This is a genomic window from Arthrobacter glycogeni (assembly GCF_054511155.1).
Genome location: NZ_JBTNDE010000013.1, coordinates 12,218 through 32,238 on the forward strand (window position 1 = coordinate 12,218; position 20,021 = coordinate 32,238).

Consider the following 20,021-nt stretch of genomic DNA (forward strand, 5'->3'; position numbering starts at 1 on the left):
GGTTGTACGCCCGGCTGCCCTTGGGGTGACCATCCCACGTTCCCGGCGGGTTCACCGGAGGTCTCCCCGTGCAGGTCTGCTCAGGTTCCGAAGCGCCCGACGGCGTGTCGCCACCGACGCGCCGTCACTCAGGCGGGCGCGCTCGGAGAAGGTGTGCAAACCTGTCCGCCTAGTTCCGGCGATAGGTCAGATCGAAGATCATCCGGCCGGCTTCGTGGGCCTTGTTTTCGAAACTGGTGAGAATCCTGCCGTCAAAGCGGGGGGCCCACCCACCGCGGGCGTCGACGCCCTCATTGATGCCGGTGTTTCCGGTGCTGACAGGGTCCTTGCCCTCCCGTACGGGGGCTCCACCGACCACCAGTTCCACCCCGCTCTCCCACACCTGGGTGAGAGGACTGTCCGCGCCGGTGCGCTCGTTGTCGTGCACGTTAACGAACTGCTCCGAGCCGTCCAGGACGTCCCGCATCTGCACGGCATAGTCCGACCAGTCGGTCGCCAGCCGCCAAAGGCCACCCGGCGCCAGGGCCCGGGCAGCGGTCTCGGCAAAGTCGGCTTTTACCAGGCGACGCTTCCGGTGACGGGTCTTGTGCCAGGGGTCGGGGAAGAACACCCAGAGTTCACCGACGGATCCCGGCGGCAGCATGGTGGCGAGTGCTTCGGCAGCGTTCGCCTGCGCGATCCGGACGTTGGTGAGACCCTTTTGCTCGATCCGCAGCAGGGTCTGGGCGAGGCCCGGTTTATAGACTTCGAGCGCCAGAAAGTTGAAATCCGGCTGCAGTTCGGCGGCGTGGGTAATCGCCTCGCCCAGGCCTGACCCCACCTCGACGACGAGAGGGGCATCCCGATTAAACTCGGCGGCGGCGTCGAACTGGTACTCGGGATCCACCGAGGTGTCGGCCATCGTGTTGCGCGGCACCTCAACCACAAACCCATCCAGTTCCGCCCACGCCTGCCGCCGTCGGCCCTGCAGACGGGAGCCCCTCCGCACGAAGGAAACCGGCTGGGACAGGTGCGGTTCGGCTGGGGGAGTGGGGGCTGCTGGGTGAGTACTCATTGGTCTAAGCGTATCCAAGCCAACGAAACGCGCCCGTAGCAGTGGGCTGACATGGACCCGCGAACGCGAGTTTTCCACCCCGCTACCGCGGGCGCGCCGCCGACGGTGGTGTCGGTGGCGGTGCGGCCCCCGGAGTGCAGTCGGTTAGTGGTCGGACTCGGCTGCTGCTGCGGCTGTTGCCTTCTCGGCGTCCTTCTCTGCGCGTAGTGCTGTGGCTTCGTCCTGCTCCTCGGCCTTTTCCTGGTGAATGACCTCAGCGAGGAGCTTCTCCATTTCCTTCGCGACACCGCCGGCGGAAGCCGGGTTCTGGCCTGTGACCAGTCGCTCATCAACGACCACCTTCTCTTCGAAGACCCCCGCCGACACATGGGTGGCACCCTGTTCTTCCAGACGGTCCGCCAGGAAGAACGGAACGATCTTGTCCTTATCGGCAGCAACTTCCTCATCGTTGGTGAACGCTGCAACGCGCTTACCTTCAACGAGTCGGAGACCATTCTCCAGCTCAACGTTCAGTAGGCCGGCCGGACCGTGGCAGACAGCCCCGACCACACCGCCGGCGTTGTAAACGCTGGCTACCAGATTCTGCAAGCCTTCACTGTCCGGGAAGTCCCACATGGTGCCGTGCCCACCCACCAGGTACACGGCGTCGTACTGCGACGGGTCAACCACGTCTACCCGGGCCGTGTTGTAAAGCCCAGCCTTGGTCGTTTCGTCTTCGGTGAAGGCCACCTGAATGGGGTCGGAGGTGTCGACTTCGTCGCGGGGAGGCTGGCCACCCTTGATGGATGCGAAGTCAACGAAGTGGCCGGAGTCTTTGAAGACCTTCCACGGGTGGGCAGCTTCAGCCACGTTGTAGCCGGTTTTCTCGCCGGAGTCGCGGAGTTCGGAAACGCTGGTCAGTACAAGCAGAACTTTTTTCATTGAGTGCTCCTCTAGTCGTTGATTCCACCCTAGGCGAGGAGCACCCACAGCGCACCCCACAGGAAATGGCGCCGCGCCGGCTAGCGCTGCAGAAACTGGCTAGCGCTGCAGAAACCGATAGTCGCGCTAGTTATATCGGGCGCGGTCGCCGGTTTCTGCAGCGGAAGGGGGCAGCGTGAGTGTTCGACGCCGCGGCGGTCGCCCGTGCAGGAATTGGTGCTACCCGACTTGGCTCACGACGGCGGCCAGCCCGGCAATCCGCGACAGTGCAAGCTGAGCGTAGAGGGCCGCACCGTCGCCCAGAACGTTGTCGTCGAAGGTGGCATACGGGGAGTGGTTGAACGCGCTCTGCAGCGGGTCCGCTCCCGGGGCGACTGCCGAAAGGAACACGAAACTGCCCGGCACCGCGGCCAGGACCCGGGAAAAGTCCTCCGATCCGCTCAGCGGCTGCGCCATCCTGCTGTACCGGTGGGAGCCAAACAGGTCGGCGATGACCGTCTCGGCCCGCTCCGTCTCGGCGTCGTCGGTCACGGTCAACGGATACTCGGTCGAGTAGTCAACAGTCACCTCAAGACCGTGGGCGGCAGCAATACCCTCCAGTAGCCGCGGCACCACCACTTGCATCTTTTCCCGGTTCGCCTCCGAGAACGTCCGCACCGTGGCTTCGAACACCGCCGATTCGGGGATGATGTTGCGTTTGGTGCCCGCCCTGAGCACGCCGACGGTCACCACCACCGGATCGAACATGTTGAATTGCCGGGTGACCATCACCTGCAGCGCAGTCACCATCTCGGCGGCTGCGGTCACCGGATCCTTCGCCAGATGCGGAGCCGAACCGTGCCCGCCCGCTCCATGCACCGTCACATGCAACCCGTCCGAGGCGGACATCAGGGTCCCGGGGCGCGTCGACAATAGCCCATTGGGCGCGAGTGCCGACATCACATGGAGCCCATACGCGGCGTCGGGCCTGCGTCCGGCCGCCTCCAGCACTCCCTCGCGGATCATCACCCCGGCGCCGTCAAACCCCTCCTCGCCGGGCTGAAACATGAGAACGACGTCGCCCGCCAGCTGGTCCCGCCGGCCTGCAAGGAGTGTGGCGGCCCCGGCCAGCATGGCAGTGTGCAGGTCGTGTCCGCACGCGTGCATCGCTCCATCGATGGTTGACGAGTACACCACTCCGGTCTGTTCCTGGACGGGCAGCGCATCCATGTCCCCACGCAACAGGACCACCGGTTTCTGGGCTGACGCGTGGGATCCCTGACCGCGGAGCACTGCGGTCACCGACGTAGTGTCCCGGCCCAGGGTGACCTCATAGGGCAATCCGTCGAGCGCCTCGAGCACTCGTTCCTGGGTTCGAGGCAGCTGCAGGCCAATCTCCGGTTCCTGGTGAAGGCGGTGGCGCAACCGCACCAGGTCGTCATGAAGCCCTTGCGCGTCGGTGAGCACTGTCTCGGTGGAGTTGGTCATGGCGGCCTCCCGGTAGCTGTGGTGTCAGTCACTTTTACCCCCAGTTCACGGCCAAACCGCCGCCGACGCAAGTCTCGGGGAGCATTCGCTGATACACTAAGGGGACTTGCCTGCGTGTCGGCTTGCCTGGAAAGACTCCAACGCAGCCGGTTATTACCGCAGCTTGCGTCGATGAACGCTTTCTTTTGTCCCGCATTCGAGCTCACAACATTGGAGCGCGGTTGACACTGTTTGACTTTTCTTCGGCGACCCCCACTGGTCAACCGATTCGTGGGGAAGATGAGAAGAAAGTTCGTGTACATACATGACTACTTTTGCTGCACTCGGTGTGCCCAAGGCACTGGTCCAAACCCTTACCGCCCAGGGGATCACCGAACCGTTTCCCATCCAGGTCAAGACCCTTCCGGACACGTTGGCTGGCCGCGACGTCCTGGGCCGCGGCCGCACCGGCTCCGGAAAAACCCTTGCGTTCGCCCTTCCGATGGTGGCGCGCCTGGCCGAACAGGAAGCCGCCTACCGGCGCAAGCCGGGACGCCCCCTGGCGCTGGTCCTTGCACCGACCCGTGAGCTCGCCACCCAGATCAACGCCACCATCGAGCCGTTGGCAACAGTGCTCGGGTTGAACACCACAGTCATTTACGGTGGAGTGTCCCAGGCCCGCCAGGAAAAAGCCCTGCGCGCTGGTGTGGACATCGTCATCGCCTGCCCGGGCCGCCTTGAGGATTTGATGCGTCAAAAGATCATCACCCTTGACGCCGTCGAGATTACCGTGCTGGACGAGGCCGACCACATGGCCGACCTCGGCTTCCTTCCCGTCGTGAAGAAACTCCTGGACACGACGCCCAAGGAAGGCCAGCGCCTGCTGTTCTCCGCGACCCTGGATAACGGCGTGGACAAGCTCGTGCAGCGGTACCTCACCAACCCGCTGACCCACTCCGTTGACGATCCTCAGGCGTCGGTCACCACCATGGAGCACCACGTGCTCCTGGTCGGCGACCAGACGCAGAAGAAGCAGCTCATCGTTCAGCTCGCTTCCGGCAGCGGACGCCGTCTACTCTTCATGCGCACCAAGCACCACGCACGCAAACTGGCCAAGACCCTGACCGACGCCGGCATCCCTGCCGTTGATCTGCACGGCAACCTGTCCCAGAACGCCCGTGATCGTAACCTCGCCGAGTTTTCCTCCGGCGATGTGCGGGTGCTCGTTGCCACCGACGTCGCCGCCCGCGGTGTGCACGTTGACGACGTCGAACTGGTGGTCCACGTGGACCCACCCACCGAACACAAGGCGTACCTGCACCGCTCGGGCCGCACGGCGCGTGCCGGTTCGTCAGGCACCGTAGTCACGATCACCCTGCCGGAGCAGAAGTCTGAGGTCCAGAAGCTGATGCGCGCTGCCGGCGTTGACGTCGCTTTCGAGAACGTTAAGGCCACGTCGCCGCTGGTCGGCAAGCTTATCGGTGATATCGCCGAGAAGGTTGACCCCCGCACCCGGGCGTCGCTGGTCGCAGCACGTGAGGCACAGCGCGGCGGCGGCACCTCTACCGGAGCCAACGCCCAACGCAAGCGCCGCGGTACCGCGGCCCCTTCGACGGGTGGCCGTGGCGGACGTGGAGGACGCGGACGCGTCGCTGCCGAGCCGAGCGGCAACCGGTCAGAACGCCGTCAGGATCAGCCGCGCGGAGCCCGCTTCGGCGGCCAGACCGCCGGTTCGAATGGCGCAAGCGGCGGCGCACGCCGTCGCGACGACGACCGTCCAGCCAGCTCGGGAACCGGGGGCGGCGGCAACCGCAGCCGCCGTCCGGCTAGCGGTGCCAGGGCGACCGACGTCGCCTCCCACGGGCAGTCATCGCACAGGTCAGGTGCTGCTGCCAAGCAGGAGCCGGGCAACCAGCGCAACCACACTCCGTCGACTGGTGCAGGACGCCGGCCCAGCGGGCCGCGCCGCGCCACCGCGCCGGCGTCGAATGATCGCCGGACGAACTAGCTAACCCCCGCTAGGTGCCCTTCCCCGTCCGGGGAGGGGCACTTTCGTTTAACGCCACCAGTCGACGGTGAGCTATCCGGACGCACCGGATCAATCTAGACTTCCGGGGTGGGAATATCGGACCCGGATGTCCAGATTGACCACCGGAACGGAACGGGGGCCAGCTGGTCAGATCCCGTCGTGGACCACTTCCACATAGCGGGGGCTGTTCGGGTTCATGACCGAGTTACGCCGGCTGTAGCCGAAGTAGACGACCAGGCCGATGAGCAACCAGACACCGAAGCGGGCCCAGGTCTGCCAGTCCAGCTGGAACATGAGGAACGCCGAGGCGATGACGCCGAAGATGGGGATCGCGGGCATCAGCGGCAGCCGGAAGGTGCGGGGCTGGTCGGGCCGCTTGTACCGCAGCACGATCACGGCGATGCAGACCACCACGAACGCGGCAAGGATCCCGATGTTCGTGAGGTCCGCGATGATTCCGATCGGGAAGACCCCCGCAAGGAAGGCCGAGGCAACTCCGGCAATCCAGGTGACACGTTGCGGGGTGCCGTTGCTATCGGTCCCTGAGAACCACTTCGGCAGCAGGCCGTCCCGGCTCATCGAAAACCACACCCGGGTGACGCCGAGCAGGAAGGTGAGCATCACTGTCAGGATGGACAGTACAGCGAAGGCCGAGATGATCGTCGCGATCACCGGCAGCCCCACCGATTGGAAGGCGACGGCGAAAGCAGCGCTGGTGTCGAGGTCCTCCCAGTTCTGCATCCCGGTCAGGACCAGTGTCGCGAGAACGTAGAGGACCATGGCGATGGCCAGAGACAGGATGATCGCCTTGGGCATGTGTTTCTTGCCGTCGGTGGCTTCCTCTGCGGCGGTGCTCATGGCGTCGTAGCCGAAGACCGCGAAGAAGACTGTGGCGGCGCCGGCGAACACCGCGCCGAAGCCATTTGGGATGAACGGCGCGTAGTTCTGTCCGTCGACGAAGAAGAACCCCAGGCCGATGATGAACAGGATCAGCAGGATCTTCACCGCTACGGCAACCAGTTCGAAGCGCCCGAAGGTCTTGGTTCCCCTGCTGAGGATGAACGTGATGAACAGGCACACCACGATCGCCGGAAGGTTGACCAGTCCGCCTTCCAGGGTATCGGGGGTGCCCTGCATCCAGATCGGTACCTCGATGCCGATGCCCCTCATGAACTCGGTGAAGTATCCCGAGATGCCGATGGCCACCACAGCGACGATGGCAATGTACTCCAGCAGCAGGTCCCAGCCGATGAACCAGCCGATGAATTCGCCCAGTGCGACGTAGCCATAGGTGTATGCGGAACCCGCGCGGGGGATCATCCCGGCGAACTCGGCGTACGATAATGCCGCTGCAGCGCTGGCCAGTCCCGCGATGAGAAACGAGATCAGCACGGCCGGGCCAGCCCCTTCGCCGCCTTCCTGGCCGCTCGCCACCAAGCCTGCAAGGGTGAAGATGCCCACGCCGATAATCCCGCCGACGCCGATTGCCGTCAACTGCCACAGGCCCAGACTTTTGAACAGGCCACTCTTTGCCGCCTCGTCGTCCATCTGGGCGATCGACTTCCGCCTCATAATTGAGTGTGGATTTTGCTGTGACATGGTTCCTCCGTCAGGGTAGCGAGTGGATGGGTGCACTATTTTCAGGGATGTCCCCCATAGACCAGATGAGACCTTTGAAGGAAGAATAGACCCATGAACGCACTTCTGAACGTAATTTGGCTGATTTTCGGCGGCGTTTGGCTCGCGCTAGGCTACGTCCTCGCTGGCGTGATCTGCTGCCTGCTGATCGTCACCATCCCGTTTGGGATTGCCTCCTTCAGGATCGCCGCCTACGCTATCTGGCCCTTCGGACGGTCGATAGTGGACCGGGGCGGCAGGGCGTCCACGCTCTCGACGCTCGGCAATGTGATCTGGATTGTTGTCGCAGGTATCTGGCTGGCTATCGGGCATGTCCTGACGGCGATTCCCATGTTCCTGAGCATCATCGGCATTCCCCTGGGCATCGCCAACCTCAAAATGATCCCGATCTCCCTGACACCACTTGGCAAACAAATTATCGAGACGCACGGCAGCCGGGTCCCGCAACTGCGTTAGCGCCCACCGCCGGCTGCCGGCCAAATTATGGGAGTAGTCAACCGTTCGACGGCGACTGGCCCGAAGTCCCGCGAATCAATGGAAGTACTCCGATTGTCACCGAGCACAAAGACATGATCCTCAGGGACCGTGACGGGGCCAAAGTAGGTGCCATCGATGCTTTCGTAGTCAACGAACGCTTCGTCGGCGCGAACCTCGTCAATGAAAAGCACCGCATCCCGGATTGCTACCGTCTGCCCCTCGACGCCGACGACGCGCTTGAGGGTCAACGCCCCGTCCGTTGGGTGGGGAAACACCACCAGGGATCCAGCCTCCCCGGCTGGCTGATGTTTGTAGAGCAGCACGGTACTTCCCTGCTGCACCGTCGGCTCCATGCTGTCCGACGTCACGGTGAACGGTTCCAGAACCCACAGCCGGAGCCCGGCGAGCAGGGCAACTCCTAGCAATGCCGCGCCGAGGGCCCCGCGGGGTCCTAGCCGTCCCATGTTGCCGGTGCCGCTGTAATCGGATCGTTGGGATCGAAGGAGTTTTCGTCCAACCCGACCCGAAACTGAACCATCATGTCGTGATCCTCATGCGGGAGGTTGTGGCAGTGCATCATGTAGCGACCCTGGTGCGGCCCGAACTTCATCAACAGTCGAACGGTCTCTCCTTCGCCGAGATAGACCACGTCCTTTGGCCCCTTTTCGTAGGGGAACGGTACCCGACCGTTGCGGCTGAGAATCTTGAAATCTATCAGGTGGATATGGATGGGATGGAACCATCCACCGGAACTGTTTTCAAACTCCCAGATCTCCACGGCGTTCAGCCCGGGATCAGCGATGACCCGTTTGTATCCGCTGGTGATGACGTCCTGCCAGGTTTCTCCGTTGATAGTCCACATGTTTGAGAGGTCGTCACGCTTGACCCTGAATTTGCGCACTTTACTGGCTTCGGCTGGGTTGAGGTCCATCACCGGGTTGCTGGTGGTGAGTTGTACCGGGATGGTGTTCCAGGTGGGGTCGTCCTTGTCGACAGGCTCGTCGGTGATGTCAAATGCCATGATCTTGTTGGTGAAGTCGTAATCCACGTTGTTCTTGTTCGAGAGGTTCCGCAGCTCGATCCGTTGGCCGGTAGCGTACTTCCGGAAATCGATGAGGATCTCGTATCTTTCCGCGGAGGCATGCCGCCAGGAGGCCACTGCCTGGGACATCGGCAACAGCCCGCCGTCGCCGCCAACAACGGTCACCGGGTCGCCGGTACTCAGGGTGGGCCTTAGCGATCGGGAGATGCAGCAATTGAGGATCCGGAACCGGTAGACGCGTTTCTGCACCTTCATAACGGGCCACGGGCGGCCGTTGACCAAGATAACGTCGCCCCACAGCCCCGAGTGAGTGTTGTCTGCGTAGTTGAGGTTGCCGTTCGCCGCGAAAATCGCGTCGGAGATGCTCAGAGCCACATCGAACTTCCCCTGAGGGAGCAGCGCCCGCTCGACCGGGTCGTGGAGGTGATACTGCGCGACCAGCCCGAAGTAGACGTTGAGGGCGGTGAAGTGGACACCGTGGTCGTGATACCACAGGGTGCGCGCCGGCTGAAAATTGGGGTAGTGATAGTCCTTGCGGAACCCGGGACGGGTAATGTCGCTGGCGTATCCGTCGAATTGGGGCAGCGAGGCAGAGCCGTGCAGGTGAGTCGAGGTCGTCAGGGGATGGCCGTCGAAGGGGTGGATGGGCGGCAACTGGTTGCGGACCGTCAGGACCGCCTTTGTCCCCTGGTCCAGACTGATCGTGGGACCCGGGAAGATGCCGTTGTAGCCGAGGATCTGGGTCTTTAGTCGCGGAAGGATTGCTGCGGTAGCGGCCATTTCCGTGAGCGTGTAGTGATTGACCGGTGCGCCGTCCAGGGGGTCAATGCTTGTCGACACCGGTTGAAGGATGGGGGCCTGCGCGAATTGCGCTCGAAACGGGAGGGGCAAGTCCCGTGGAGCCAGGCGGCTAATGGATTTGGCGTCGACCGAACGTGTCGGAACGAGCAGGGTACCCGCGCCGAGCGCCCCCAATCCACCTCCGAGTAGCACTTGTCGACGTGAGATAGACATGATGGCCTCCTTCGAACGGTATGCTCCAGAATGCCAAAACGTCCTTACAGAAACCCTGTGTTCGTGGTGAGGTTACGCGGCGGAGGGCACGCGGCTGAGCGTCGCGATGACCGAGGTGCCGCGGCCCCCACCGGACAGCACCTGAAGGGATCCGCCAGCCTCTCTGATGGTGTCATGCATGAGCCGCAACCCAAGATGGCCGTCGGGCGAACCATCCTCCGGATTGAACCCGCGTCCGTCATCCCTGATGGTCATGACGGTGCTGGTGTCCTTCTTCAGCAACGATAGGTGGACCGTGTTCGCCTGCGCATGCTTGACAGTATTGGTGAGTACTTCCCGAGCCACCCGATACAACATGACCGCGTGGTCGCGGTCCATCTCGCAGTTCTCCGGAACCTGCAGCGCCACGTCGATGCCCTGTTCGCGGAGGGATTCCGCCAACCGGGTCAAAGCGGCAGGAAGGCCGAGTTTGTCCAGGTCAGGCGGGTAAAGCTCACTGGTCATGGCCCGCAGGGTCCTGACGTTTTCCTGAAGGATTGACCGGACGCGGCCGAACAACAGGCGTTGAGAGACAACACCGCGTTTCTCTTCGGACTCCATGGCGTACGACAGGCCGGCTAGGTCCTGGATGACCTCATCATGCAGGTCCCGGGCAATTCGCCGGCGTTCCAGATCGGACGCTTCAATGGCGTACTGCAGCAGTTTGCGTCGGGACACCTCGTGCGCCTGGATCCGGCGGGCGAGCCGGACAGCTGGTATCAGCTGCGCCATTTGAAGGACGCCGAAGGCAAGGAGGAAAATCGGAGCGATCGCCAAAAGCACGAGAGCCTGCTCTTCGCGCACGCCCTCGTCGTCGTAGTACGCCTCGAAGACCAGTTGCTCACCGGTGGCCGCCGCCGATGTGACGTATACCTCCACCAACTCCCCCGAGTCCGCCTCATACTCGTTTTCCAGTTCCTGCTGATTCTCCAGACTCGCGGTTCCGTCGGCTCCGGCGAGCAGGCCGGGGCCGGGACCTGGGAGGTCAAACCGCTGGCCGATCAGGGATGGTACGTCCGAATACACGATTCGGCCGTCCCTGTCCCACACCTTGATCCGTCGGACGTTGCCCCGTTCCAGCCAGGGTTTCAGACGGGTGTCGAGCTCCTCGATGGCCGCAGGGTCGCCTGCGATCAGTTGCGCTGTAATCAGCGGGCTGACGGCATAGTCAGCGAGGCGTTGTGTGATGAGCTGCGCATTGTCGAGGGCGTGGCTCTCAGCCTCCGCGCGGATCCAGAAGGCCACGGGCGTGGCAATCAGCACCATGACAAGCAGTCCGGTGAGGAGGAACTGCCCCACGGCGCTCCGAACCTTGGAACGCTCGGCAACTGTCTCTTTGGCGGCTGGTGGCCTCTGATGCCAGGCGCTATCCATGCCGATGATCAATCAGGAGCCCGAGGTTGGCGGCCACCGCAACTGCCTCGAGTTGTGAGTGCGCTCCTAGCTTACCGAGGATGGACTTGACGTAACCACGGCAGGTGTTTTCGGTGATCCCGAGTGCTCTCGCGTTGGCGCGGACGTCGTGTCCCGCCGCCATCAACTTGAGCACCTCCAGTTCGCGCTGCGTGAGAGCGGCGAACCGGGATCCCAGCCCCTGTGTCTTCCGCCGCGCACCGAGCTGGGTGACGAGGAGCGGGTGCACCATCATTCCGCCGTTCCGTGCGTGCCGCAGGGTTTCCAGAAGGGTGGCCAGGGAACCGTCCTTGGGCAGGAAAGCACAGATACCGCTGCCCGCAGCCCGGGTCAGCGCCCGCGGGTCAGGATCGCCAGTGAGCATAATCACACGGGTGTTCGGGGCCAGGGCAAGGATCTGCTCGGCCGCAGTGATGCCATCGCCGTCGGGCAGGTGATAGTCCATCACGACGACGTCGGGGCGCAGCAACATGAATTGCCTAATCGCCGTACCAATGCTGGTCGCGAATCCGACACTGGCCAGATCGGGTTCCCGTGCGAGGGCTTGGGCCAGCAACTCGGCGAAAGTTGCGTGGTCGTCGACGATCAGGACGCGGATTTGGGTCAGCTCGACGGGAACGGCATCGGCTGCAAGAACTGTCATGACAATCACCCCTACGGTGTCACGCCCCAACAGCTGTGTGTGTAGTTTGAGTATGCATCCTCACGGGCGACGAAACCAGTAAATGGTGCGGAAATCTTGACCAAATACTCGGCGAATCCTGAGGAGCCCATAGGGAGCCCCGTGGGTTGTGGCAAACCAGATGGTGATCATGCCACTTTCGGTCGACGTGTCAGGCAGTTGCCAGGGCCCTTTGCAGGAATGAGGACAGCACCTCACCCGCAAGGCGGACGGTCTTCCCGATCGCGGGCTCAGCCGGGACTGGACTAAGCTCGGTAGGCCCCTCTACCCGGCCATGCAGGATCAGGAGAGCCGAAAGTACATCGGCCAGCTCAGACTTGCCGGCTGCCGTGGCGCGCAGCAACCGGACCTGGGCATCCCGCAGTTTCGGCCCAGGGGTACAGCCGAGCTCGAGGTCCAGGGTGCGCCGACACCGCTCGTACGCCTGGAGGCCCTCAGTGTGACGCCCAGCCTGCTCCAGCGCGGAAACCAGTGCCGTCCACGCGCCCTCGTTCAGAGGGTCAGCATCCAGGGCACGCTCCGCCCAGCGGACTCCGTCACCCGGGTTCTGCAAAGCGCACGCGATCTCGGCGGCCTGTATCAGGGCGGACGTGACCCGGGCGGAATGCTGGGCGCGCTCTTCCTGCGCCCAGTCGGATCGAAGCTCATCGGCAAGCAGCGGGACAGCCGACAGTTCAAGGGCCTGCTGGAGCAGGGGATAGGCGGTTTGGGGCGAAGACGCCCGAACCCCACGCAGGAGGGAATTGAAACGGTCCAGATCGAGATCCACCAGCGATGGATCCATGACGTAGCCGCCGTTCGAGGTGCGCAGGACCCCCGTCTTGCCTGCGCCCGGTTGCAGGCGGCGCCGCAGCACGCTGACGTAGCTCTCCAGGGTCGCAATGGCCTCGGCTGGCGGGTGGTCGCCCCAGAGCTTTTCAATCAGACAGTCTTTCGACACCGGTGTTCCGAGTTTTAGGAGCAGGATTTCGAGGATCTGGCGTGGTTTGGGCCCGCCAAAGTGGTGCGCTTCGAGGACGACATTTCCCCGGCGGACCCGCAGCTTGCCGATGATCTGGATTGATAGGTGAACGGGTGGTGGGCCAGGACGGTTGGCCGGTGGTTGATGTGTAGCATCCATGATGTGCCCCTAGGTTGGATGCTTCAAATTTTCCGCTTCTCACTCACCACCGAGGAAGCCCCATCTGGGTGGTAAGCACCCCCAAAGTTGGGGGTGCTTACTGCCCGCCGGAGTGGTGGGCGGTGCCGAGCGAGAGGCGTACGCCGTCGTCGTTCTCAAGTGTCAGGAGGATCGCCTGGTCTGGCAGCTCGAATATGAGGGTAGCGGTGAGGTTGTCCCCTTGAGCCAGGAACGCCGATTCGATCGGAGCCCACACCACGTCATGACGGTCGGTTCCCACCCCCGCAACAAAGTAGTCGTCGGCGTCGAAGGCCACCCCATTGGGTTCAAGAGCCGTCAGCTCCAGCAGCACCCTGACCCGGTGTGAACTATCCCCGGGAGGATTGCCAAGCCAAGTGGGGCTGCCTTGAGGTTTCCAGTCGTCTGATTCGAGGGGGATGATCCCGTTGACGCGGCTCAACCCACCGGTAACGGCGGCCGAGGCACCGAGTGGAACGCTGGGAGGTTTCTCCTGGGACAGCGCGATGTAGACGAGACTGCCGACGATGAGTAGCAAAACGGCAGGGATGAGAGCAAAGCGACGCCGTCCCGATTTCGGGCGGGTGGGAGACGCAACCGATCCGGGGGGTACATTGTCGATGGCCATGCCACGATCATCACCGATTGACCATGGGAAAACCCTGACCAGCTACCGGGCGGCGCCGCGCAGGAAGGCATCCATCAGCGGTCCGCCGGAGGTCGAGCCCAAATCGCCTTCCTCCACAAAAACCGCTACTGCCAGATCCCCCTGCAACGCAACAATCCAGGCGTGGGTGCGCGGCGGCACCTCATCGCCGAACTCGGCGGTACCCGTTTTGGCGAGTACCGGTTCACCCGGTACATCGGCGAGGACTGTAGCTCCGCCCTCAGCGACGACCGCGGCCATCAGCGTGCGCAGCGTCCCAGCTTCGTCGCTGGTGAGGGTGCTCGGGGTGCCAGCGGGCGACGGCGATGCACTCGCCTCCGCCGTCGGCTCGGAGGCGAGCAGGGTAGGAGTAACCCGTTCGCCGGCCCCGACGCTGGCGGTCATGACGGCCAGCGCGAGTGGGGAGACCAGAACCTCGCCCTGGCCGATCATCGACGCTGCATGTGCTGTGCCGTCGGCGACGTCCGGCACCGATCCGAAGAAGGCAGGGATGCCGATCGGCGATTCGACGCCCACGCCAAGGTCAGCGGCCGCCGCGGCAAGTTCTTCCTGGGAGACAGCGTCGCGGGTCGCGATAAACCCGGTGTTGCAGGACTGGGCGAAGGTCTGCAGCAGCGGGATCTCCCCGAAGAACGCTGCAGGGAAGGTGCTGGCGTTGTTGAAGGTCCTGCCATCGACCACCAATTCCTCGGTGCACTGGGTGGGGGAGTCAGGGGTGAACCCCTCGCGCAGCAGGGCCAGGGAGGTGGCGATCTTGAACGTTGAACCTGGCGCATACTGGCCCAGCAGGGCAGTCTGTAGTCCGCCGCTGCCGGGGCCGTTGGCCACGGCGAGGATCTTTCCGGAGGAGGGGCGCAGCGCCACCAGCGCCGCCGCAGACGGCTCGTCCTGGAGAACCTCCTCGGCGAGGGACTGCAGTGTCGGGTCAAGGGTTACTGTCAGCGGTTCGCCCGCCGCCGGATCCTTTTCGAAGAGGACCGTTGGCTCGGGCTCCGGCGCGGGCTCCAGTTCGACGCCGTCGGCAGATTCCGGCGGTGCTGCGGAGATAACCAGCCCGGGGGTGCCTTCCAGCTGCTCGTTATGCTGGAGCTGCAGCCCGGACAATCCGGTAATGTCACCGGATTCGAGTTCCCCGCCGGATTGGTCGACCATTTCCGCGCTGGCCTGCCCCACAGCTCCGAGCAGTTCCCGGGCGAACGTCCGGGTGGGGGCCAGGGCAATCTCGTCGGGAATGGCCAGGGCGCCGGGGACGGCGTCGAGCGCCTCATCGGTGACGGTCCGCGACCCATCGTCACGGAGCACTATTCCCTCGACGAACGCTTCCGGTCCGGCTTCCGCCACCCGGGCGGCGAAGCCTGCCGGGTCGACGCCCACCAGATCGGCAAGGTCGGTGGCGGAGCTCGCCAGCTGGTCGTCGTCGAGCCGGGTTTTGTCGATGCCAACGCGGAGTACCGGACGATCCGTCACCAGCACCTCGCCGCCCGCGCCGAGGATGTCGCCGCGGGTGGCCGGGACTGCCGACACGGCCAGGACGTCCCCCGCAGCCAGGCCGGCGACCGCGATGCCTGGATCCCAGGCGACCTGCCAGACGTCATCGGTCCGGGTGAGCTCAACGGTGGTGCTGTAGGTCCAGTCGTCGTCGCTTGCGTCCACATCCCATACATGGTTCAGCAGGACGGTGGCCTGGTCCTCGGAGGCTGACTCGACGGCGGCGACTGATACGGCGGGTGACCGCGGCGCGAGCGCAGCGGTGATCGCGGCAAGTTCCTCATTGACAGCGGACACGGATCCGGTCGAGAACGCGGATCCGGTAACGTCGAGCGAGCTGAGGCCCTCAGCGAACGCCGCGGCGGCGTCGTCGGCGGTCGGCCCGGTGTCGGTGCAGGCGGTGAGTGTGAGAGCGAGAGCCGCAATAGTGGCCACTGTTGTTGGTCGTTGAAGGTTCCCCATTGAGCCATTATTGCCTACCCTCCACGGTGAGCCGTTACGCTAGCAAGAAGTCATAGAGACACGAAAGCGAACAGACACGACGGCGCGGTGAGAGGCCACCCCAAGGGTCAGCGCTCGGCGGGTCGCTACCGAGCCCGCTCTGAGAGGATTCCGCGTGAGCACACCCGTCGTTGGGCAGCAGGCTCCGACCATGCGCATGAGTAGCGGACACTGGTGGTTGGTGGGGATATTCCTTGCCGCAGCCGTAGCGATTGGCAGCTACCTCACGGCGAACAGGGGGGAACCCCTGGCCCAGGACATCGGGAATGTTGGCCTCCTCGCCTTCAGCCTGGCCGCAGCGGCCAGCTGCGCCCTGAGCTCCCGGCGGGACAAGGAATCCGCCAGGGCGTGGTGGCTGATGTCGGTGGCTGCGCTGGTTTGGTTCGGTGGCCAGGTGGCCTGGACCTATTTTGGGATGACCCGGGACCATCTCTATCCCTTCCCCTCGGTCGCCGATATCGGCTTCATCGGCTACGCCCTCCCCGCGACTGCGGCACTCTTTCTCTTCCCCCGCCCGCCCGCGACCCTCGTTTCCCGCCTGCACACGCTGCTCGACGGCGGGGTCATTGCCGGCAGTATGCTCTTCATCAGCTGGTCGACGGTCCTGGGGCCGTCGTACCGGGCCTCCGACGAGAGTGTCCTCGGCAGGCTCACGGGAACGGCGTACCCGGTGGTCGACGTGACGATCATTTCCCTGGTCCTCGTGCTGGGCATCCGACGGCCGGTCGGGGACCGGCTGCGCTGGTTCTGCATGGGCGGCGGCCTCCTTGTTTTGGCCATCACCGACAGCGTTTATGTCCGGTTGGTGTTCGAGGGTGTCGACGGCGCCACCGGATCGCCGCTGGTGATCGGCTGGATGCTGGCCTTCGCGCTCATCGCCCTTGCACCACTCGTCCCGCGCAACCCGAGCGCCGGCGTCGACCGGCACCGCTACGCCGTCGGGCTGGAATTGTTGCCCTACGCGCCGGTACTGGTGGCGATCATTGTCGCGGCAGTCATCGTGGTGGACGGCACCTATCCGGTCCAGCTGTGGATCGGGATTATCACCCTGGCGCTATTGGTGGTCCGCCAGGTCCTGATCGTGATTGAGAATGTCACCCTCACCAGGGGGCTGGCGGACCAGGTGGCGGCGCGCACAGCGGAACTCGAGGGGCTGGGTGCGATCGTCACCTCGTCGTCGGACGCGATCATCGGTTCCACCCCCGACGGGAAGATCGTCAGCTGGAACCCCGGAGCGGAGCGGATCTTCGGCTATCCAGCGGCGGAGACCCTGGGCAAGGACAAGGGGTTTTTGGTGCCTGAGGCGGCGCGGGAAGCCAACGACGCCGCGCACACCCAGGTGCACGACAGCGGAGAAAGCCACAGCTTCGATACCGCGCGGACACGCAGCGACGGATCAGTGGTGCAGGTCGCCATGACCATCTCGCCTATCTGGTCTGACGGATCGGTGCGCGGGCTCGCCACCATCGCCCAGGACATCAGCGAACGACGCGCGGCGGAGGCCGAGTTGCGCCGTGCCCGGGAGGCAGCCCTCGAAGCGACCCGGCTGAAGTCGGAGTTTCTCGCGACGATGAGCCACGAAATCCGCACCCCAATGAACGGTGTGATTGGACTGACTGGGCTACTGCTCGATACCCCGTTGGATTCCACCCAGCGCCAGTACGCGCAAGGCGTCAAAGGAGCGGGCGAGTCCTTGCTGCTGCTGATCAACGACATTCTCGACTTCTCGAAGCTGGAGGCTGGCCGGATCAACCTGGAAATGGAGTCCTTTGACCCGCGGACTCTCATCGATGAGGTAGCAGCCCTCCTGGCGGAGGGAGCGCGCCGGAAGGACGTGGAAGTGATTGCCTACTGTACGCCCGAGGTTCCGGCTCAGCTGATCGGCGACGCCGGGCGCATCCGGCAAGTACTGCTCAACCTTCTTTCGAACGCCGTGAAATTCACTGCCGCCGGTGAAATCGCCGTTCGGGTATACCGTGTCGAAGACGCCGGCGCGCTCACCGAGGGTCAGTCAATGATTCGGTTCGAGGTGCAGGACACGGGCATCGGGATCGCCGCGACTGACCACGAACGACTATTTGAGTCATTTGCCCAGGCGGACGCGTCGACCACCCGCAGGTATGGCGGCACCGGGTTGGGCCTGGCCATTTCCCGTCGGCTCACCGAGGCGATGGGTGGGACCATTGCGGTTGCCAGCACCCCGGGGACCGGGAGTACCTTCTGGTTTGACCTGCCGCTCGACGGGGGCCAGACAGCCAGTCCGCCGGAACCGGGCCTGCTCAACGCACTGCGGGTTCTGGTAGTCGACGACAACGCGACCAACCGCCTGGTGCTGCAGTCACAGCTCGGATCCTGGCGGATGCAGACCGAAGCCGTCGAGGATGGCCCCGCTGCTCTGGGACGCCTCACCGCCGCGGCTCACGCCGGCGAACCCTTCGACATCGCGGTGCTGGACATGTGCATGCCGGTGGTGAACGGGATTGAATTGGCCGAGGCTATTTCCAGCAATCCCGAGCTGTCGTCGACCCGGCTGATTCTGCTGACCTCGATCGGGCGCATCGACCGTGACCGGCTTGCCTCCGCGGGGGTATCTGAATGGCTGACCAAACCGGTGCGGAGTTCGGCACTCTACGACCGTTTGATGCACTTGATGAGTGATACTGACGTCGATCCGACGCCCGAAGCGATCCATTCACGAACCGTCCAGCTCCAGGAACCGGACTCGGAGCACGGGCCCAGCCCGAGAATCCTCGTGGTCGAGGACAACGCGGTGAACCAGTTGGTCGCCGAATCGATGCTCCTGAAGCTCGGGTACCGGGTGGATCTGGTCGGCGACGGCACCGAAGCTGTCAAAGCCACCTCCCACGAAACGTACGCGGCGGTCCTCATGGACTGCCATATGCCGGTCATGGATGGCTTCGAGGCCACCCGGGCCATCCGCAGCCGCGACGCCGCGCACCTGCCCATCATCGCGATGACGGCCGGGGCGCTCAGCGAAGACCGGGAACGGTGCCGCGCCGCGGGCATGGACGACTACCTATCCAAACCGGTGGACCTGGCCCTCCTGCAAACCACTCTGCTGCGCTGGGTGCACACCCCCGGGGTGCCCGCGTCCGGGGTGACAAGGTCGGTGGTGTCAAGGTCGGTGGTCGACGACGACGCGCCCGCCCGCGAGGCCCGCCAGGTGGTTGACCCGGCCCGGCTGGCGATGCTCCGCGGGTTGGGTGCCGACGACGGGTGGGGAGTGCTGCCCGCCGCGGCAGCCGCGTTCCTGGGCGGCGTTCCGGCTGACCTCGCCGAACTCAGGGGCGCCATGGAACGTGGGACCGGTCTGCGGGACGCCGCCCATAAGCTCCGGGGAGCCGCCTCGAATATCGGTGCGGACGGTGTCGCGGCGATCTGCGGCGAACTGGAAGACGCATCGCTCAACGACTCGGTCATCCACCCGGAGACGCTGGCCGAGCTGGAAATAGAGCTCGAACTCGTTTCAGCTGCACTCACCGAATCCGTGAAAGGGGCCCCATGAAAGTCCTGGTGGTCGACGACGATCCCGGCTCGCTGATGGTCGCCAAGGCAGTGGTGGAACAGTCAGGCTACGAATGCCTGTCCGCGACCAACGGCGACGCCGCCTGGGACCTGTTCCAGGAGTATCAGCCGGAGGTGGTGGTCACCGATTGGATGATGCCCGGACTGGACGGGTTGCAACTCTGCAAGGCTATCCGCAGTGGCGAGACGGATACCTACACCTATCTGGTGCTGTTGACGTCGTTTGGCTCCCAGGACGACGTCCTGGCCGGTATGGATGCTGGCGCCGATGACTATGTCACCAAACCGCTGGACCCGTTCACCCTGCGCACCCGGCTGATGGTGGCCCGCCGGGTGACATCGCTGCACGCCCAACTCGGGCGGTACCGCCAGGAACTGGCGAGGCAGGCACGGACCGATCCGCTGACCGACCTGGATAATCGGTTGAAGCTGACCGAGGACCTTGAGCTGCTCCACAATCGGAGCCTGCGCTATGGCACGCGGTATTCCCTGGCGCTCTGCGACGTGGACTACTTCAAGAGCTTTAACGACCTGCTGGGGCACCCTGCCGGAGACGGCGCGCTCAGGGCGGTTGCGCAGACGCTGACCCTGCTGTCCAGGCACACCGACGGCATCTACCGTTACGGCGGCGAGGAGTTCCTCCTGATCCTGCCGGACCAGAGCGAGAACGACGCGCGGGTAGCGGTGGATCGGATCCGTGCCGGTATCCAGTCCCTGGGCATTGAGCATCCCGGCAACCCGGAGAAGGTGCTGACGATCAGCGCGGGAGTCTCATCGTTCACGCCCGACCATGCGGTGGGCAGCGGCCAACTACTCAAGGAAGCTGACGACGCCCTCTATGCAGCGAAGGCGGCAGGCCGGAACCAGGTGGCCTGTTCCAGCCGGGCCCGGTAGGCCAGAGCCTGCGTCAGCCTTGCGCCCACCAC

General features: G+C 64.3%; 15 protein-coding genes. 4 read left to right on the plus strand and 11 right to left on the minus strand.

Annotation, left to right across the window (positions count from 1 at the left end):
- Positions 1 to 169: 169 nt before the first annotated feature.
- The 3 genes from trmB to ACX80O_RS10235 form a co-directional block, all read right to left on the minus strand.
- A complete protein-coding gene (gene trmB / locus ACX80O_RS10225; RefSeq protein ID WP_459333375.1) occupies positions 170 to 1,054 on the minus strand; it encodes a tRNA (guanosine(46)-N7)-methyltransferase TrmB in 885 nt (294 codons plus the stop codon).
- Between the two features lie 144 nt (positions 1,055 to 1,198).
- Complete coding sequence (locus ACX80O_RS10230; protein ID WP_459333376.1) at positions 1,199 to 1,975, minus strand: type 1 glutamine amidotransferase domain-containing protein; 777 nt, start codon at positions 1,973 to 1,975, stop codon at positions 1,199 to 1,201.
- A gap of 219 nt (positions 1,976 to 2,194) precedes the next feature.
- The gene (locus ACX80O_RS10235; RefSeq protein ID WP_459333377.1) at positions 2,195 to 3,442 is read right to left on the minus strand and encodes a M20 metallopeptidase family protein; all 1,248 of its coding nucleotides are present in this window, start codon (positions 3,440 to 3,442) and stop codon (positions 2,195 to 2,197) included.
- Positions 3,443 to 3,746: 304 nt separating this feature from the next.
- Between ACX80O_RS10235 and ACX80O_RS10240 the strand changes: the two genes are divergently transcribed.
- Positions 3,747 to 5,429, plus strand: coding sequence for a DEAD/DEAH box helicase (locus ACX80O_RS10240; protein WP_459308336.1), 1,683 nt, complete (start codon positions 3,747 to 3,749; stop codon positions 5,427 to 5,429).
- 168 nt (positions 5,430 to 5,597) lie between these two features.
- Here ACX80O_RS10240 and ACX80O_RS10245 read toward each other — a convergent pair whose 3' ends face one another.
- Positions 5,598 to 7,049 carry an amino acid permease gene (locus tag ACX80O_RS10245; protein ID WP_459333378.1) on the minus strand — a complete coding sequence of 484 codons (1,452 nt, stop codon included), beginning with the start codon at positions 7,047 to 7,049 and terminating at the stop codon, positions 5,598 to 5,600.
- 93 nt (positions 7,050 to 7,142) lie between these two features.
- Between ACX80O_RS10245 and ACX80O_RS10250 the strand changes: the two genes are divergently transcribed.
- A complete protein-coding gene (locus ACX80O_RS10250; protein WP_459308333.1) occupies positions 7,143 to 7,544 on the plus strand; it encodes a YccF domain-containing protein in 402 nt (133 codons plus the stop codon).
- On the opposite strand, the gene lepB is transcribed toward ACX80O_RS10250, so the two are convergent.
- The 7 genes from lepB to ACX80O_RS10285 all read right to left on the minus strand — a co-directional run bounded on the left by lepB (position 7,541) and on the right by ACX80O_RS10285 (position 15,510).
- Positions 7,541 to 8,029, minus strand: a complete 489-nt coding sequence (gene lepB / locus ACX80O_RS10255; RefSeq protein WP_459308331.1) for a signal peptidase I — start codon at positions 8,027 to 8,029, stop codon at positions 7,541 to 7,543. The two genes, ACX80O_RS10250 and lepB, sit on opposite strands and share 4 nt — an antisense overlap.
- Complete coding sequence (locus tag ACX80O_RS10260) at positions 8,017 to 9,621, minus strand: multicopper oxidase family protein (protein ID WP_459333379.1); 1,605 nt, start codon at positions 9,619 to 9,621, stop codon at positions 8,017 to 8,019. Before ACX80O_RS10260 ends, lepB begins: the two co-directional genes overlap by 13 nt.
- Positions 9,622 to 9,693: 72 nt before the next feature.
- Positions 9,694 to 11,034, minus strand: a complete 1,341-nt coding sequence (locus ACX80O_RS10265; RefSeq protein ID WP_459308328.1) for a sensor histidine kinase — start codon at positions 11,032 to 11,034, stop codon at positions 9,694 to 9,696.
- Complete coding sequence (locus ACX80O_RS10270; protein ID WP_459333380.1) at positions 11,027 to 11,716, minus strand: response regulator transcription factor; 690 nt, start codon at positions 11,714 to 11,716, stop codon at positions 11,027 to 11,029. Before ACX80O_RS10270 ends, ACX80O_RS10265 begins: the two co-directional genes overlap by 8 nt.
- A gap of 190 nt (positions 11,717 to 11,906) precedes the next feature.
- On the minus strand, positions 11,907 to 12,875 hold the full coding sequence (locus ACX80O_RS10275; protein ID WP_459333381.1) for an AfsR/SARP family transcriptional regulator: 969 nt from the start codon (positions 12,873 to 12,875) through the stop codon (positions 11,907 to 11,909).
- Positions 12,876 to 12,972: 97 nt separating this feature from the next.
- Complete coding sequence (locus tag ACX80O_RS10280) at positions 12,973 to 13,521, minus strand: hypothetical protein (protein ID WP_459333382.1); 549 nt, start codon at positions 13,519 to 13,521, stop codon at positions 12,973 to 12,975.
- A 42-nt stretch (positions 13,522 to 13,563) separates the two neighbouring features.
- Entirely contained in the window at positions 13,564 to 15,510 is a 1,947-nt protein-coding gene (locus tag ACX80O_RS10285; protein ID WP_459333383.1) for a penicillin-binding transpeptidase domain-containing protein, read from the minus strand.
- 154 nt (positions 15,511 to 15,664) lie between these two features.
- Here ACX80O_RS10285 and ACX80O_RS10290 point away from each other — a divergent pair, with 154 nt between their 5' ends.
- A complete protein-coding gene (locus ACX80O_RS10290) occupies positions 15,665 to 19,075 on the plus strand; it encodes a hybrid sensor histidine kinase/response regulator (RefSeq protein ID WP_459333384.1) in 3,411 nt (1,136 codons plus the stop codon).
- Positions 19,072 to 19,989 (plus strand): GGDEF domain-containing response regulator, encoded by a 918-nt coding sequence (locus ACX80O_RS10295; protein WP_459333385.1) that lies wholly within the window; start codon positions 19,072 to 19,074, stop codon positions 19,987 to 19,989. The genes ACX80O_RS10290 and ACX80O_RS10295 overlap by 4 nt, the downstream gene beginning before the upstream one ends.
- The last annotated feature ends 32 nt before the right edge of the window (positions 19,990 to 20,021 follow it).